Source organism: Bdellovibrio svalbardensis, assembly GCF_029531655.1.
Taxonomy (GTDB): Bacteria; Bdellovibrionota; Bdellovibrionia; order Bdellovibrionales; family Bdellovibrionaceae; genus Bdellovibrio; species Bdellovibrio svalbardensis.
The window spans coordinates 435506-450669 of record NZ_JANRMI010000001.1; the positions used below are offsets into that span (position 1 = coordinate 435506).

Genomic DNA, 15164 nt, shown 5'->3' on the forward strand with positions numbered 1-15164 from the left:
ATGCTCAACTTTTGCGCTGTCTGGGTGCTTATTTTTTGATTGCTGTTTGTGTGTTATAAGTAAAGGATGTTCGAGTTATTCACATGGGGGCGTACTGGCTTCGACGTGGGTGCTGAAACATAAGGAGCATACCGGGGCGGATGAGGACCTCGATAAAAACGTCCATTTTGTAATTGGCAACGATTACGCACTTGCAGCTTAATTGACTGCACGATCTCCCTTGAGGCGGCTGCGCTCTTGGATAGATTGTCACTTTAGTGGCCTCGGCGTGTTGGGTTTTCTCCAGCAGACTCGCTTAAATACACTGGGGGAATGTGTCGCGTATATTTTGTCTGTAGAAGCTGCGCGAACAAATTAAAATACTGACTAAGTATGTAGCGCCTTATCGCGGATCACTTGCGGACGGGGGTTCAATTCCCCCCGCCTCCACCTGAGGTGAAATCGAAAGATTTCGGCTGAGGTGGAGGTGTAAAAGTCCTCTTAAATCAATCATTTGTAATTCGATATCGGGTTCGATAAAAATAGATTTCTCTTAACCCCCTAGTTACGTCTTATCGAACCCTTTCGCAGAAACGACGTGAGGAAGAGATGCAAATCGTCCAAGATGACTCTGCTCAAATATTTTTAGATAATTCAGCGGAATTGCTCTATCGAGATGAGCCCACCAACAGTCTTCTGATCGGTTTGTGCGAGAGCATGAGAATATCAGAACCAAAAATTGCGCCAATTTTACTTCGGTTTATCGATGGAGGCAAAACTGTCTCAGCAGCAATTCAAACGTTACCAATGAATTTGGTCCTAACATATTCGAACACAGGTCAGGTTGCCGTCTTGGCAAATTATCTTAATAAGATCAATGCCAGCTTTCCCGGAGTTGTTGGGCCAGCCGTAGAATCAGAACTATTTGCAAATGCTTGGAGCGGGCTAACCGGTAAACCCAATAGACTGGGAATGGGACAAAAAATTTATAAAATCGAGCAAGTGGAATTTCTATCGGGAGTTGCTGGTGAGTTTCGATCTGCAGAAAAAAGGGATTTAGATCTTGTGACCGAATGGGTCATTGCTTTTGCAAAAGAGTCGCTCCCTATAGGTCCTCGCGGTGAGCAACACTGGAAAGACTTTGCAGAAAGATCTATTCAAAATAAAACGGCGTATCTTTGGACAATTGACGATGTTCCAGTCTCGATGGCGCACACGGGGCGTCCCACAAAAAACGGTGTTTCCATTAGTGGTGTCTATACTCCATTAAACGAACGAAAAAAGGGGTATGCATCTGGCGTAGTTTCTCATCTTAGTCAGACGATGTTAGATTCGGGCAAAAGGTTCTGTGTTCTTTATACTGATCTAGCAAATCTTAATTCGAATAAGATTTATCAGAATATTGGGTATCGAGAAGTTTCTGACTCAAAACATTTTCTTTTTTCGGAAATATAAACATGGTCAACCTTATGGATAATATTCCCAAATTTTCTATTTTGCTCCGCAACAAATATTGATCTCTCGATTTTTTTAATTTACCCTTAAGCAGATTTATGCTGTGCTTCAATCAGCTTAAATTAGCGACCATAAAAATATCCCTTATTTTTTTGTTGAAAATCGAATCAAATTCATGAAATAGAAATCTCAAAGCCTTTATGGCGGGAGATCTACATGAACTTACAAATCACATATATCAAGAAGCCTGTTCAAGGAAAACACGAACACATTACTCATTGTGGAAATACGTCCGCCCGCTGGGAGCTATCCGTGGCGGATATCGTTTATCGAATTGAAGCTAAGATCGATAGCTTCTATGTCCAAGATCCCAGAACGGGTAAAGTTGCTTATGTGGGCGTCGTAAGATCAAGCAATCATGCTCCGTACCTTCGCACTTACGCCGACAACACATGGAACGACAATTTACTTTCATTGCCGAACTTGTCTGTGCAAGACCGCGTTTATTAATGATACTACCAGTGGAGGAAACTTCCTCCACTGTACTTTTCCTCCATAATCAAGATTTTATAATTTAATGGTCTGAATGATTTCAAAAAGATAAGACGGATTCTGACGCTGGAGAAAGTTTCGATAACTCGCGACTCGCCGCCACCATTTTTCTAAATCATAGATCTTATTGATTTATTTTGGGTTCAATTCTCCTAGGGTAGCCTGAGGGAATTGAATTTCTGTTATTACTTTAGCAAGATAGATCAAAAATCACCGCTGGAAGTCCGCTATACCCGTATTCAGCAGAGGGGCGTCATGAGTGACCATGGATTTAGAGTATTTAAAGCGATCACGTATATCGATCAGAATTTATTTGCGCAGATAGATTTGGAATCGATTGCTAGTGCGGGTGCATTTTCGCCGTTTCATTTCCATCGCGTTTTTACGAGCTTGATGGGAATGACGGTTAACGAATATGTACGTAAGCGCCGCTTAAGCGAAGCCGCTCGCCGATTGATTGATACTGATCAAGATATCTTAGATCTTGCATTGGAGTGTCAGTACGAATCGCAAGAAGCTTTTACTCGCGCTTTTAAAAAAGCCTATGACATGGCACCAGGCCAACTCCGCAAAATGAAAAAGTCTATGGAGGTCAGTCGATCTTTAACATTAGACGAGATCAACGCCTTAATTAAAGGAGATGCGGTGAAGCCAGAAGTTATAAAACAAAAAGCAAAGCGGTTAGTGGGAATTGCAAAAGCCTATGGTGATTACGATTTCCAAGAGGCACACGATCAGTGGGATCAATTTGCGGCACGGTGGAGCGAACTGAAGCCAACTGACGAGAACATCGTCTATGGAATTCGACTGCCATCACATCCACTGGTTAATAACCCTGCGAAAAACGGATATGTATATTTAGCGGGCATCGAAGTAGGGCAAGACTTCGCTCTTCCGACGGGAATGACAGAGGTTATTCTTCCCGCAGGTAATTATGCGAAGTTTACGCACAAAGGTCATTTAGCTGACTCCGGTGATACCGCCAGAAAGATATGGAATGTGTGGATGCCTGAGAGTGGTCTTAAAATATTGGATGGGCTTTCGATTGAAGCGTATGGTCCAAAATTTGATCGTGAATCAGCCAACAGTGAATTTGATATTTTAGTGCCGATACACGATTGATGTTAGTGGAGGAGTAAATATAATCTTCCATGCATAGAATACTTATTAAAACCGGCATTCGAGATTTTTATAGCTCCAATAATTCCGGCAAGATAGGATGGGTTTTGTTGCTGGAGGAAGTTTCGATAAGAATGAACTCGTTTCTACCAATTTAGAAAATAAAGAACCACCCATTGCGGTGGTTCTTTATTTTTGTGACTATGTTAATCCCTAGGTCTAAATTATAAATAAACAATAGATTGATTTACTTTACCGAGAGAGAATTTTTCAAGGCTTGAAGTAATTTGGTGTGCCTATTATATAAGTCACAATTTGAAGAGGTTAAGTTTGGCTCGCATTTCCAGCATTAAAGCGGCTTTGCTTGAAGAAGCTATTTTGTACTTGCTCGAAGATTCCTGCTATACGACTGTACAATCGGTTCCAAATATTAATCGTAGAGATCCATATCTCGAGAATGCCCCGAATGGAATATGCGTCTTAGGGCGTGGCGAGAAACACCAAATAGATGCCATCGCGGACTATGTTTTTCCGCCGCCATTCTCCAATCCCCTTCGTTTGCTTTGTGAAGCCAAGTATAGCGAGGGAAATCCCGTCGGAATAAGCATTATTAGAAATGCTGTGGGTGTGAAAAAGGATGTAGAGGAATATTTTCGTCCTAGTTCTAATCGCCGTACAAGTAGGTATCACTATCAATATGCTGTAATATCTTCCAGTGGGTTCACGGTAAATGCACAAAACTACGCGTATGCACAAGATATTTACCTTCTTGATCTAAGTGCAGATATCTATGAGAGTATCATTATTGATGTCATCGATTTGTATGTTGAAACGGTGATTGTACAACCTCTCAAAGATAAAGGTCACCGCATCAAATGGAATACCGATATTAATATAGATTTAAAATATCTTAGAGAGACCTTTCGAGGAACTTTATGACCGATGGTAATGTTGAAGTTGAAAAACATCAAATTGATGAACTGGTCAGTAAAGTAAAAGCTGATATTTCTAGAAATAAAGGAAAAGTTATCCTTGGTGTCTTTAATGACAAAATTCCCGTTATTTTGAGACATGAAGGGGAGCGCCCGCTGATCCATGAGCTTTTTAACGAACGTGAATATCGCATCCATTTTGAGGATATCAATGGGGTTTGGTGGATTCAGCTGAATAATAGTTCTGCGAGGTTTGCTTTTTATATTCCTGAAGAACTAAAAAAAATAATTGCGAGTAATCCGATATCCAATGTCTTGGATGTGAAGCAAAGGCATATGTCGACGCTCACAATAACATATCGATTTAATGGCAATGCGATTACTGTCAAATTATTCGTTGATTCAGAATGGATTAAAAAATTGATAGTTTGATAAGTAATTATTGAGACGCAAAAACTAGACCTCTGGCAAAAAAAATAAATTCTTCTGGACACAGATGATTCCAAGTACTTTAAATAAGTAAACAAACATTAATTGTTTACTGGAGTGGCGAATGTCCGAATGGAATCGGCAAGATTTACAGTTGTCCAACTTAGAGCTAAACACTCAAAATCCCCGATTCGAGATGGCCGGTGATCAACGAGAAGCCATCAGAACGATGCTGAATGAGCAGTCAGACAAAATTATAAATCTTGCAGAAGATATTATCAAGTTCGGACTAAACCCGTCAGAGTCAGCAATTGTCGCTCCAGTTGAAACTGTAAAAGGAATATTTGTAGTGTTAGAGGGTAATCGCAGAATTACTGCTCTTAAGCTGCTAGACAACCCAGATTTTGCATCCTTTGATAAAGCACTGCTCAAGAAATTCAAGGAACTCTCTAGTGGATATAAGAAAATAAAATCTATAAGCTGTATAGTTTTTGATGATCCAGATAATGCAAATAAGTGGATTAAGCTTAAACATACCGGGGAGAATGAAGGGGTTGGCACCGTTCGTTGGAACACTCAGCAGCAGGCGAGATTTGAGGAAAGTGTTGGTGGCAACACGGCAGAGGCACTTCAGGTGATCGACTTTTTAAAAAAGAGTTCGTATGTATCTCAAGATGTAAAGTCTAACTTGGGAAAAGTCCCTGCTACTAATCTTGAGAGAATAATAAAAGATAGAAATATGCAATCTGTTCTTGGTATCACGATCGAGGATGGGAAAGTTAACACAGACTTTGAGGAGTCGGAAGTTGTAAAAGGCCTGACAAAAGTTGTTAACGACTTGGTTTCCAAAGCCATAAAAGTTAAAGATATTTACACGAAAAAAGATCGCGAGAAGTACATTGAAACTTTTGGAAAAGGTGACCTCCCCTCTAAGGGAAAGAAAGCTCCGGCAAAGTGGGAAGTGGTTGCATCATCAAGGGGCACTGTGCCTACAGCTACCACAAAAAGTAGATCTAAGAAGCCGAATCCTCTCTCTGCATCAAGAGTTTCGTTAATTCCTAAGGACTGCATTCTTAAGATATCAGAAAGACGTATTAACAAAGTGTATCAAGAGCTAAAAAGCATGAATTGTGACGAATATGTCAATGCTGCCGCAGTCCTTATGCGTGTTTTTGTTGAGTTAAGTGTAGATGCCTATATCGAACGAAAGAAGCTACCGAAGCTAAATAGCGATTCAAAACTGCAATTGAAGATAAATGGAGTTGCGGATCATCTTGAACAAAGTGGGATTATTCATAAGCAGGAGTTGAAAGGTATTCGCGCTAGTGGCGGTAATATTCATCACATGCTGTCTGCGAATACATTCAATGCGTACGTGCATAATAAGTCTTTCAATCCTGTTGCGAATGAGCTTAAAATTAACTGGGATAACATTCAACTATTCGTCGAAGCAATCTGGAGTCAAGTGTAATGGAGTTCTTTTCTCCATTAAGATACCCGGGTGGTAAAGCTAAGCTGTCCAAATATATGGGGCTCGTTTTAGATACAAATCGGCTTGGTGATGCAGACTTCGTAGAGCCTTTCGCGGGCGGTGCTTCTATAGGTCTTTATCTATTGGCAAATGCGTATGCAAGAAAGCTATACTTAAACGATATTGATATATCTATTTATGCTTTCTGGCATTCCATATTGAATCACCCTGAGGATTTTTGCCGAAAAATAGAGAAGATTCCAGTTGATCTCAAGAATTGGCGAGAGCAAAAGGAGATTCAAAGAAATCGCTATGAATCCAATTTATTTGATTTGGGATTCTCCACCTTCTTTCTAAATCGTACAAATCGTTCGGGCATTATGAACGGTGGTGTAATTGGCAGCCTAAAACAAGATGGTCCTTGGAAAATTGATAGTCGTTTCAATAAAGTAGAATTGATTCGCAGAATTGAGAGAATAGCCGACTTTGCAGGCAGGATATCCGTTCATAATCGAGATGCATGCGATTTTGTAAAAGAAATTAAACCAGTTTTATCAAAGAAGTCTTTAGTTTATTTAGATCCGCCATATCTTGAAAAGGGGCCGTCTCTTTATAGAAAATATTTTGATCAAGATGACCATGCAAATATGGCGGAATTTCTGAAAGAATCTGAAGATTTAAAGTGGGTCATTTCATATGACAATCACAGTATATTGCAGAAGCTATACAAAACATATGAGAGAGTTGAATTTACGTTGAGCTATAGTGCTGCAGGAAATCAATTCGGTGGAGAAGTCATATATTTTGCAAAGAGCATGGCTGTGCCGAATATTTCGGAAATCGGTGTAAATGGTGAATTAATGATTTGAGATATCAAAAGATATCTCATCACTGCAGCCGCGGTAATTCGTAAAAAGTATATGCAGGAAAATATACTCCGCTTTATTTTTTTCTTCAAAAACCACCATTCAGATTTTTGGTCGGAATAAATCACACAGCTTGGGTTATTTGACTATGTGTCTCCGGAATGTCAAAAGGTGGCTTCGATGGTGGTGCGCTAATAAAATTAGAAACTAAACTACCTCAGCCCAGTCGAAAACCGCTCACGCATTTCATTCAAATTCAACTCATCCAAAATCCAATTTAAACGATCGGCAGCACGCTGGCGGGGGCCTTCTTTTTTAGTCGCAATGATCAATTCGTTTTTCATCGAATGCTCAAACCCGACAAGTTCAGTGACGGTGACCTGATATCCATAAGCCTCTAAACGAAGACTGCGCAGAACATTCGTTAAGTGACTTCCGAATTCGCGCGTGTGAATGGGGTGGCGCCAAATTTCTGTTAAAGGACTTGCAAGTTGTTTGGCTTTATTTTGACGAAGGACCTTCGCCATTTCAGCTTGGCAACAAGGGACTAAGACGATGTGCTTAGCTTGTTTTTTGAGGGCAAAATCAATGGCGTCGTCAGTGGCTGTGTCGCAGGCGTGAAGAGCTGTGACCAGACCGATCTTTTCAGGCAATAGTTTAGATTCTGTCGCTTCTGCAACCAGCAACGGTAGGAACGACATATTTGGAAAATTCAACTTACCTTGCAGTTCAATTGACTTCTTAACCAGTTCGTCGCGCGTTTCAATACCGTAAACGTGGCCGTTGCCAGCCAGGTTTTTAAAGAACAGATCATAAATGATAAAACCTAAATAGGATTTACCAGCACCATGATCGACCATGTTCACATCTGCGCCGGAGGCCTGAAGGTCTTTCAGTAAAGGCTCAATGAAATTATAAAGATGATAAACCTGTTTTAGCTTGCGACGGCTGTCCTGATTGATTTTCCCATCACGGGTAAGAATGTGTAGCTCTTTAAGTAATTCAATCGACTGACCGTCTCGCATCTCTTCTAGTGGCTTTTTCATGACTCGTTTCTATCTGATTTTGAGTAAAAAGTATATCTAAGGAAGCTAGAAATGCTGGAAATGGTTCTAAGTCGTTAAAATCGTTGAACACAACTCCTCTATAAGTCCGTCAAGTCCATCAAGTCCGTCGAGAATTTAAAATTGGCCAGGGGCGGGCACTTTGCGATATACTGAGTTAAAGTTAAAATAGGAACCTCATGGAACTACCATTCTCCGCTGCCGCCGATCGTAATAAAGAGCCCATCCTCGAAGTTCTTAAGAAAGTTCTTCGTCCTGAAGACAAAAACCTACTTGAGGTCGGCGCAGGCACAGGGCAACACGCGGTTTACCTCGCGCCATTTTTTCCAAAGATGGAATGGACTCCAACTGAGGTGGCAGAAAATCTACCCATGCTGCGCGAACGCATAAAAGAAAGTGGTGTTCCCAATATCAAAACTCCATTTCGCATGACAGTGGGTCAAGATGATTTTCCGATTCGCACTTTCGACGTTATTTTGACGATTAATACCTTCCACATCATGCACTGGAAGGAGTGTAAGACGTTTATTAAGTTGATCAGTGGCCGCTTGCAAGAGGGCGGTAAGGTTCTGATTTACGGCCCATTTAATTATAACGGCAAGTTCACAACCCCGAGCAATGAAGAGTTCGACAAGTCTTTGCGTGCCAATGATCCGCAAAGTGGCATTCGTAATTTTGAAGATGTCCTAGGGGCGATGTTTAAGAATGGCTTTGAACTTTTAAAAGATTTCGAAATGCCAGCAAACAATCGCTTACTGGTATTTCGCAGATTGAAATTCATCAGAAAATCTTAAACTTTTTTCAAATAGTCTAATCCACCCTTAATGGCGGCGATCTGCGCATCTATGCAGATCGCATCAGTGACTTTCGGACTATCAGGATAAACCTCGGTAGTCGTTGTGAATTTCGCTTTTGAAAACCCCGCGCAAAGGTAAAGTTTCTTAACAGGAAGGTTAATCACACCTTCTTGCTCCAAGGGTTCGCCAATAAGTCTTCCCTCTGCATCCGGGGGAGCAATATGAGTCACCTGTCTGACGGAGTGGATGATGGCCTTCTGGAAATCAAAGCACGGATTTTCTGAGTCGCCGACTCCATAAAATCCATCAGGGATTTCGGTCAGCTCTTCATCTTTTCCGTCGCGAGCAATTTTGGCGGGGCGAAAGACAGAGTTATCAGTGTCCGTCGTCTCGTGCAGATCAAAGTGAGCATAGATTTCAGACTCAAAAGGCTCCATGGCCTTGAGGAAGAGCTTGCATTCTTCGGCGGGACTGTTGGGAAGAAATGAACGGTTCGGATCAATCGCGAGGGGATTCCAGCGATTAATGGTTTCATATCCCCACGGACTGATACAAGGAGTGCAGAGGAAATTAAATTCCTGGTAGTTCGCAGCTTCTTTTTTCATGAAAGCAAGAGCGCCCTGAACACCACTGGTTTCGTAGCCGTGAACGCCGCCAGTGATTAGAATGGTTTTCTTTTTTGGATCGAAGTTTTTCGATTTTACTAAGAAAAGGGGATAAAGATCAGGATTGTAAGACAAGGCTCCGTACTGGATAACTTCAAACGAAGATTTCAGTTCTTCGATCTTCGCTAAAACTTCGTCTTTATAAGAACGCTTCACTGATTGTTCTTTGAACCATGCTTCTTTCTCAAGTGCGCCCCAGGGGACTAAATTTTCCATGCGTTTGACCCTCATGCGCATCAAAGCACTTATCTCGATCACGGGTCAATAAAATGACCATTTAAAGCCAAAGTTGTTAAATGTTTTTTATCAGTCAGTGATTTCGAAAATGGCTTCGCTTAGATCTCTGTCAAATATTCAGAAGCTAGTTCCGTTTTGAATTGTTGCGCACTCATTCGCAGAAATTTGTGCTTAGCCTGAACCTCCCTCACGTGTACACTTTCACTAAAATAGGAGAACCTTCACCATGTCTAAAATCTACGCCTGTATCTGGTCCAATGATAAAGCCGAAGAAATGGCCAAGTTCTACAAATCAATTTTCAAAGACACCAAGATTGGCAAGACTTCTTACTGGGGCAGCAACCCCATGGGCGTCAAAGAGGGCTCTGTGCTGACTATGCACATTACTCTGTTGGGTCAAAAAATTATGCTCTTGAATGGCTACACCAAGATGACTTTCAATGAATCCATTTCATTCGTTGTGCCCTGCAAGACCCAGCGCGAGATCGACACCTATTGGAAGAAGTTGACCAGCGGTGGAGGTAAACCTGTGCAATGCGGTTGGTTGATCGATAAGTACGGCGTTCGCTGGCAGATCACTCCGGCTGACTTTGACAAGTGGAACACCAGTAAGAACAAGAAAAAGAAGGAAGCTGTGATGCACACGATGTGGGACATGGTTAAGTTGGACTTGAAGAAACTGAAGGCAGCCTACGAACGGGCTTAGTTCAGCGTGCGGGGAAACTAATTAAAGCAAAAACATTTTTGCCCTGATTGCCAAGCCGCTTTTGAGGCTGCTATCGTGGTGGTCAGGGGGAAGACTATGAAGAAGAGCAAGGTCGGCACTTCGCCGAAAGCCAACTCACCATCTCAGTTGATCGATGCAAGAATCAAGGAACTGGCTGACTGGCGCGGTGAGACTCTTTCCCAGATCCGTTCTCTGATCAAAAAGTCAGTCCCTGAAGTTATCGAAGAGTGGAAGTGGCGAGGCGTTCCAGTATGGTCACAAGATGGGATCATCTGCACGGGGGAGTCTTATAAAGACAAGATCAAGCTGACCTTCGTCAACGGTGCTAAGCTAAAGGATCCCAAAAAGCTTTTTAACTCGAGCCTGGAAGGCAACTCCAGACGCGCCATCGACTTAAATGAGGGCGATAAAGTTAATGTAGCTGCGTTCAAATCTCTCATCCGTGAAGTGGTAGCACTGAACGCTTCGAAACAAAAAGGTAAAAGCATTGGCAAAGTATAGGATATTTTTAGCGATCTGTTATTTAGTAGGGGCTTTCCTTCATCTTATGGATGTCTTTGGTTATCGCCTTTCTTATTCCTCTATGAGCTGGGGATGGAAAGTTTGGATTATCTATCTTTTGATTTTTGATAGCGTTGCTTCATTGGGACTATTTATGAAGCGTCCATGGGGAGATTATGCCTTCCTGCTTGTGGCGCTATCCCAGCTTATTGCTTATGCTGGTTTCTCGCATTATTTTGGCGATCAGGGAGTGCTAATTAAGTTTCATATTATAACTTTGAGTATTTATGGGATCTTTAAATTGCTCTCCCTCAGAAGGTTTAAAGTCTTAGAACAGCAGAAATAGGAAGATTATGACGACATTCACTACTTCTCGTGAAATTCCCGCAACTGTAGAGCAAGTTTTTTCTGCGATCAGCAGTTCAGAGCGCTTGGCGCGTTGGTGGGGACCAGCTGGTTTCACCAATACCTTTAATGTTTGTGAGTTTAAAAGCGGTGGGCGTTGGTCTTTTGTTATGCATGGACCGGACGGCAAAAACTATTTGAACGAAAGTATGTTTGCAGAAGTCGAGTCACCGACAAAGGTGGTTGTGCAGCATATGTCGGAACCAAAGTTTCGCTTAACAATTGGCTTGGCTGCATCGCCGGCGGGAACAATGGTGTCTTGGTCGCAGGCCTTTGAGAATTCAGAAGTTGCAAGGAACGTTGAACATATCGTGGTTCCCGCTAATGAACAAAATCTGGATCGTCTGACAGCTGAAGTGTTGGCGCGGAAGTAATGTACCAAATAAGAAGAGCGAAACCAGAAGATGCGCTGGGAATACACGAAGCTCACATGCGCTCGATTCAAGAAGTCTGTTCAAAGGATCACACTTCGGAGGAAGTTAGTGCTTGGGGACATCGTCCCTTTCGGGAAGATCAAAGAATCAATGCGATCAAAAATCAATTTGTCTGGGTCGTGGAGTCTTTTGCGAAGATCGAAGGATTTGGACACATGGCTCTCTCAGAGAAAGACGGATCAATAAAGGCTCACGTGCTAGGGCTTTACCTAGTGAAGGAAGCCAATGGTTTTGGACTTGGGTATAAAATTGTGAGTGCAATGATCGCGGAAGCAAAATCAAGAGGTGCGGAAGAGGTGACTCTTGAATCCACATTAACGGCTCACAAGTTCTATCAGAAGCAGGGATTTGAAGATTCAGGTCCTCAAGGAACTATAAACATCGGTGGAGTCGGGATTAGATATATTCCCATGAGGTTAATTCTATGAGCTTCAAAATCCAAGAGGTTACGGCGATTCGTATTTTTTCAAATGATATCCAGAAAAGCCGCGATTGGTATGAAGCTCTTTTTAATCTGGAACCCATTGAAGATTTAGACTTTTTCGTTTCGTTTAAAATCGGTGGGGCATGTTTTGATATAACCTTGCCCGATGCGAAGAATCCCTTCTCGCAAGGCGGTTCAGTCGGCTATTGGCTTGTAGATGATATTGATGCAGTTCTAAAAAAAGTCGAAGAATTAGGTGGGAAGCTTTACCGAGGTCCTTTAAAGGTCTCTGAAACTCAAAGGACAATTATGCAGGTGCAAGATCCGTTCGGAAACGTCATTGGTTTTGAGGCTAATACGCTTTAGCTCATTCCTATTAAGGTGGGCGACCTTTAGGCCGCCCCATGATTTCTTGGCTGTTATTGAAGCTCACACCCAATGTTCATACTAGCTCCGAGAAGCTTAATGAAAACATCGCTTCTGTATGATGGCACTTCGAACGTGCAAGTTCTTGCCATTTTTGGCTCGATTGTAATTCTATAAGTTGAGACCCCTTCAGGCAAAATGAAGCTGCTCTTGTAAGCGCTGAACTGATTGAAGGCCCCGAAATTGTACTGGTGATAAACCTCGTCGTTAGAGTTCAAAGCGGATATAGTTACAGTCCCACCTGGAGTGCTTGAGAAGTTAGCGACAGCAATCTCAACATAAGCCCCTGCATTTGCGATGGAAGTGACTAGGAGGGTGGTCAATAAAGTTGCGATCCATTTCATATTCATATCCTTTCAAGGTCTGGTTTTCCTAATATGTGAAAAGCTATTAAATATCCATCCTTTTTTTGGCTGATAAATTAATGGCGCCAGTAATTTCAATAAGATAGGATAAACAAGAGTCAGATTTATTGGCCCAGAGCAAAACTGAGGAGATTTTTTCAAAATGGATGAGAAGGATTTTGAAGGAACATTGGTACTAGAGAAGCTTGCTGAGATTGGCAGGATCGATGCCTTTTTCGAAGCTATTGATGCTGACGATTTTGGGAAAGCCAAGTCTTTAATGAAGCGAGCTGGAGTTGATGCCGAAACCATCTCGATGGTGCTGAAGAAGATGCACCAAGCTGATGGTGAGCACTGAGATGAATTATTTGCCGTCCGCTCTTTCCTTCAATTCACTCAAACAATCATGGGACGTCTTTATGCTGTTCGCGATTCCCATCGGTGGAGGAATTCCCGCGGGCGTCGTACTGGCGCAAAGCAAGGGCATCGGTTGGCTTGCGATGACGATTCTGTACTTTATTTCTGATGTCGCTCTGGCTTTTGTTTTTGAGCCCTTAATGATCGTCATGGGTCATCTGGCGAAACGGTTTCAGTTTCTGGCTCAGTTCATGGCAAATCTTAAAGAGACTACCAACAAAACAATTGCGGGATATGGACCCAATCCAGGTCCATTCTTGTTGGTGCTGATTGCCTTTGGTGTCGATCCCATGACGGGAAGGGCGGCGGCACTTGCGCAGGGACATAGTTTTTTATCCGGTTGGGCTGTTGCGATCATTGGAGATATGTTCTTCTTTGGCGTGGTGATGGTCTCAACGATCTGGCTCAATAGTATTTTGGGTGACGGAACGTGGACTGCGATCATTATTATGGTTTTGATGTTGGGGATTCCAGCTCTTGTACGCCGCTTTAAAAAAGTGAATATATAAGCAGACTCCTACTTAGGTTGAGTCTGAGATGCGACTGGAAATGTATCTGAACCACCTGTAGAATTGAGTCTTGGGGAGAAAATTCCATGCAATCGCAAATCAATAACTTCAGAACAGAAAACGTGTTTTCCATCAACTCCGAAGAAGAGTTTGTTCAGGCTTTCCGAACGCGTGATCAAAATAAACTGGTTCTTCCCGAAAAACTGAAGTTTCCGTTAAACGTTCGTTCTTACTTTACCTGGAAAGAGCCCTCTGGAGTTTATACTTATTTGGTGTTTAAAGCACCGAACTGGGATCTTCCGCGAGGAGTGGCTTTTAAGCGCACCGCCTCGACGGTTGAACCCGTCGGAGGACTTTGTGGCTGGTGCAACTCCTATGGAACTTCCGATGATATCGGCCTGCTTTCTGTTGCGATGAGTGCCAATGTCAGCAACTCGTATCTGATCTGTCAGGATTTGCGCTGTATCGAAAAGATTGAAGAGAACACGATGCTTGCAGGAAAGAATCCGGAAAAGTACATTGCGGATCTTTACTATAAGATTGGAAAACTTTTCGAGAATATCAGCGGCTACAAACAGGAATAGCTGGCAGATCCAGGGTGTTCATTTTGAAGATGGTGGTTTCGAAGCCTCAGTGAGGTAACGTTCCCTGATGCTCTCATGAATCTTCTTTTCTTTTACAATCTGCCAGGCTCTTTGCAGTTTCGTGACAGTGCTTTTTGGGGTTTTGAGGTTGGCAACCAGATAGGCATTGCCGGAAATCTGAGGCAGGGGAAATGCCATTTCAAAACTATCAGGTGAATAGTTGCATTGTTTGACCTGGCTCCAGAAGGTGACCTCGTCCAGTGCGATAAGATCGACATGTCCTCCATTCAGCATGCCAACCAACTGTTCATCTCTACTTACCCGGTAGAAATTTTCACTTCGTACGCCATGTTCCAATAGATAACGATGGGTCACCACTCCTTCCATTGTTCCAAGATAGTATTTGTTTAAGTCAGCCAATGAGTGGACGACGATATTGCTTCGTTTTTTGAGCTTCCAAATCTTAATTCGCGTAGGGGTGATATCAGCAATCCATTGATACTTTTTTTCTCGATCTGCAGTTCTGGAAAGAGAGAAAAACAGGACGCTGTCTTTTTTGGAAGCCAATTCGTGTTCAGCGCGGGACCAGGGAAGAATGGAAATGGTCGCTGTGATTTGAGCTTCCTTGAGGATCTCTCGGACAATGTCGGCAGAAATACCTTCCACTCTATTAGGTCCTTGAGACTGATAGGGCGGATATTCCGTAGTATATATCTGCAAGCTTTCCCCGCCTTGCACCATTTGGTGAAGCAGCAGGATAGCAAGAAACAGCATAAGTTTCATAACGCATCCTAGAGCTGGTTAGCGGTAAAATAGATTGGCTCAAT

21 protein-coding genes and 1 other RNA gene are annotated in these 15164 nt (G+C 42.4%); 18 read left to right on the forward strand and 4 right to left on the reverse strand.

What is annotated here, in order from left to right:
• Window positions 1-85: 85 nt before the first annotated feature.
• The 8 genes from ssrA (at window position 86) to NWE73_RS02110 (ending at window position 6806) form a co-directional block, all read left to right on the forward strand.
• Window positions 86-432, forward strand: a transfer-messenger RNA (tmRNA) gene (gene ssrA, locus NWE73_RS02075).
• 156 nt (window positions 433-588) lie between these two features.
• The gene (locus NWE73_RS02080) at window positions 589-1434 is read left to right on the forward strand and encodes a GNAT family N-acetyltransferase (protein WP_277576608.1); all 846 of its coding nucleotides are present in this window, start codon (window positions 589-591) and stop codon (window positions 1432-1434) included.
• A 216-nt stretch (window positions 1435-1650) separates the two neighbouring features.
• Window positions 1651-1944, forward strand: coding sequence for a DUF3892 domain-containing protein (locus NWE73_RS02085; protein ID WP_277576609.1), 294 nt, complete (start codon window positions 1651-1653; stop codon window positions 1942-1944).
• A gap of 297 nt (window positions 1945-2241) precedes the next feature.
• Complete coding sequence (locus NWE73_RS02090) at window positions 2242-3108, forward strand: AraC family transcriptional regulator (RefSeq protein WP_277576610.1); 867 nt, start codon at window positions 2242-2244, stop codon at window positions 3106-3108.
• A gap of 327 nt (window positions 3109-3435) precedes the next feature.
• Window positions 3436-4044, forward strand: a complete 609-nt coding sequence (locus NWE73_RS02095) for a hypothetical protein (RefSeq protein WP_277576611.1) — start codon at window positions 3436-3438, stop codon at window positions 4042-4044.
• Window positions 4041-4469, forward strand: a complete 429-nt coding sequence (locus NWE73_RS02100; RefSeq protein WP_277576612.1) for a hypothetical protein — start codon at window positions 4041-4043, stop codon at window positions 4467-4469. Before NWE73_RS02095 ends, NWE73_RS02100 begins: the two co-directional genes overlap by 4 nt.
• Before the next feature lie 121 nt (window positions 4470-4590).
• On the forward strand, window positions 4591-5937 hold the full coding sequence (locus NWE73_RS02105; protein ID WP_277576613.1) for a hypothetical protein: 1347 nt from the start codon (window positions 4591-4593) through the stop codon (window positions 5935-5937).
• Window positions 5937-6806, forward strand: a complete 870-nt coding sequence (locus NWE73_RS02110) for a DNA adenine methylase (protein ID WP_277576614.1) — start codon at window positions 5937-5939, stop codon at window positions 6804-6806. Before NWE73_RS02105 ends, NWE73_RS02110 begins: the two co-directional genes overlap by 1 nt.
• A gap of 209 nt (window positions 6807-7015) precedes the next feature.
• Here NWE73_RS02110 and NWE73_RS02115 read toward each other — a convergent pair whose 3' ends face one another.
• Window positions 7016-7849 (reverse strand): class I SAM-dependent methyltransferase, encoded by an 834-nt coding sequence (locus NWE73_RS02115; protein ID WP_277576615.1) that lies wholly within the window; start codon window positions 7847-7849, stop codon window positions 7016-7018.
• 197 nt (window positions 7850-8046) lie between these two features.
• On the opposite strand from NWE73_RS02115, the gene NWE73_RS02120 reads away from it, so the two are divergent.
• Window positions 8047-8661: a DUF938 domain-containing protein gene (locus tag NWE73_RS02120; protein WP_277576616.1), complete on the forward strand. Its 615-nt coding sequence runs from the start codon at window positions 8047-8049 to the stop codon at window positions 8659-8661.
• Here NWE73_RS02120 and NWE73_RS02125 read toward each other — a convergent pair.
• Window positions 8658-9545 (reverse strand): M14 family metallopeptidase, encoded by an 888-nt coding sequence (locus tag NWE73_RS02125; protein ID WP_277576617.1) that lies wholly within the window; start codon window positions 9543-9545, stop codon window positions 8658-8660. The genes NWE73_RS02120 and NWE73_RS02125 overlap by 4 nt on opposite strands.
• Window positions 9546-9792: 247 nt before the next feature.
• Between NWE73_RS02125 and NWE73_RS02130 the strand changes: the two genes are divergently transcribed.
• From NWE73_RS02130 to NWE73_RS02155, 6 genes are all read left to right on the forward strand, one after another.
• The gene (locus tag NWE73_RS02130) at window positions 9793-10272 is read left to right on the forward strand and encodes a VOC family protein (protein WP_277576618.1); all 480 of its coding nucleotides are present in this window, start codon (window positions 9793-9795) and stop codon (window positions 10270-10272) included.
• 96 nt (window positions 10273-10368) lie between these two features.
• Window positions 10369-10794: a DUF1801 domain-containing protein gene (locus NWE73_RS02135; RefSeq protein WP_277576619.1), complete on the forward strand. Its 426-nt coding sequence runs from the start codon at window positions 10369-10371 to the stop codon at window positions 10792-10794.
• Between the two features lie 46 nt (window positions 10795-10840).
• Entirely contained in the window at window positions 10841-11140 is a 300-nt protein-coding gene (locus NWE73_RS02140) for a DUF6163 family protein (protein WP_277576620.1), read from the forward strand.
• Between the two features lie 7 nt (window positions 11141-11147).
• Window positions 11148-11573, forward strand: a complete 426-nt coding sequence (locus NWE73_RS02145; protein ID WP_277576621.1) for an SRPBCC domain-containing protein — start codon at window positions 11148-11150, stop codon at window positions 11571-11573.
• Window positions 11573-12061 (forward strand): GNAT family N-acetyltransferase, encoded by a 489-nt coding sequence (locus tag NWE73_RS02150; RefSeq protein WP_277576622.1) that lies wholly within the window; start codon window positions 11573-11575, stop codon window positions 12059-12061. Before NWE73_RS02145 ends, NWE73_RS02150 begins: the two co-directional genes overlap by 1 nt.
• A complete protein-coding gene (locus NWE73_RS02155) occupies window positions 12058-12423 on the forward strand; it encodes a VOC family protein (protein ID WP_277576623.1) in 366 nt (121 codons plus the stop codon). Before NWE73_RS02150 ends, NWE73_RS02155 begins: the two co-directional genes overlap by 4 nt.
• A gap of 53 nt (window positions 12424-12476) precedes the next feature.
• On the opposite strand, the gene NWE73_RS02160 is transcribed toward NWE73_RS02155, so the two are convergent.
• A complete protein-coding gene (locus NWE73_RS02160) occupies window positions 12477-12827 on the reverse strand; it encodes a hypothetical protein (protein ID WP_277576624.1) in 351 nt (116 codons plus the stop codon).
• Between the two features lie 163 nt (window positions 12828-12990).
• Here NWE73_RS02160 and NWE73_RS02165 point away from each other — a divergent pair, with 163 nt between their 5' ends.
• The 3 genes from NWE73_RS02165 (at window position 12991) to NWE73_RS02175 (ending at window position 14337) form a co-directional block, all read left to right on the forward strand.
• Window positions 12991-13185: a hypothetical protein gene (locus tag NWE73_RS02165; RefSeq protein ID WP_277576625.1), complete on the forward strand. Its 195-nt coding sequence runs from the start codon at window positions 12991-12993 to the stop codon at window positions 13183-13185.
• A 61-nt stretch (window positions 13186-13246) separates the two neighbouring features.
• Window positions 13247-13753, forward strand: a complete 507-nt coding sequence (locus NWE73_RS02170) for a hypothetical protein (protein ID WP_277576626.1) — start codon at window positions 13247-13249, stop codon at window positions 13751-13753.
• 86 nt (window positions 13754-13839) lie between these two features.
• A complete protein-coding gene (locus NWE73_RS02175) occupies window positions 13840-14337 on the forward strand; it encodes an FBP domain-containing protein (protein ID WP_277576627.1) in 498 nt (165 codons plus the stop codon).
• 18 nt (window positions 14338-14355) lie between these two features.
• Here the strand turns inward: NWE73_RS02175 and NWE73_RS02180 are convergent, their stop codons facing one another.
• Complete coding sequence (locus NWE73_RS02180; protein WP_277576628.1) at window positions 14356-15120, reverse strand: substrate-binding periplasmic protein; 765 nt, start codon at window positions 15118-15120, stop codon at window positions 14356-14358.
• Window positions 15121-15164: the final 44 nt, after the last annotated feature.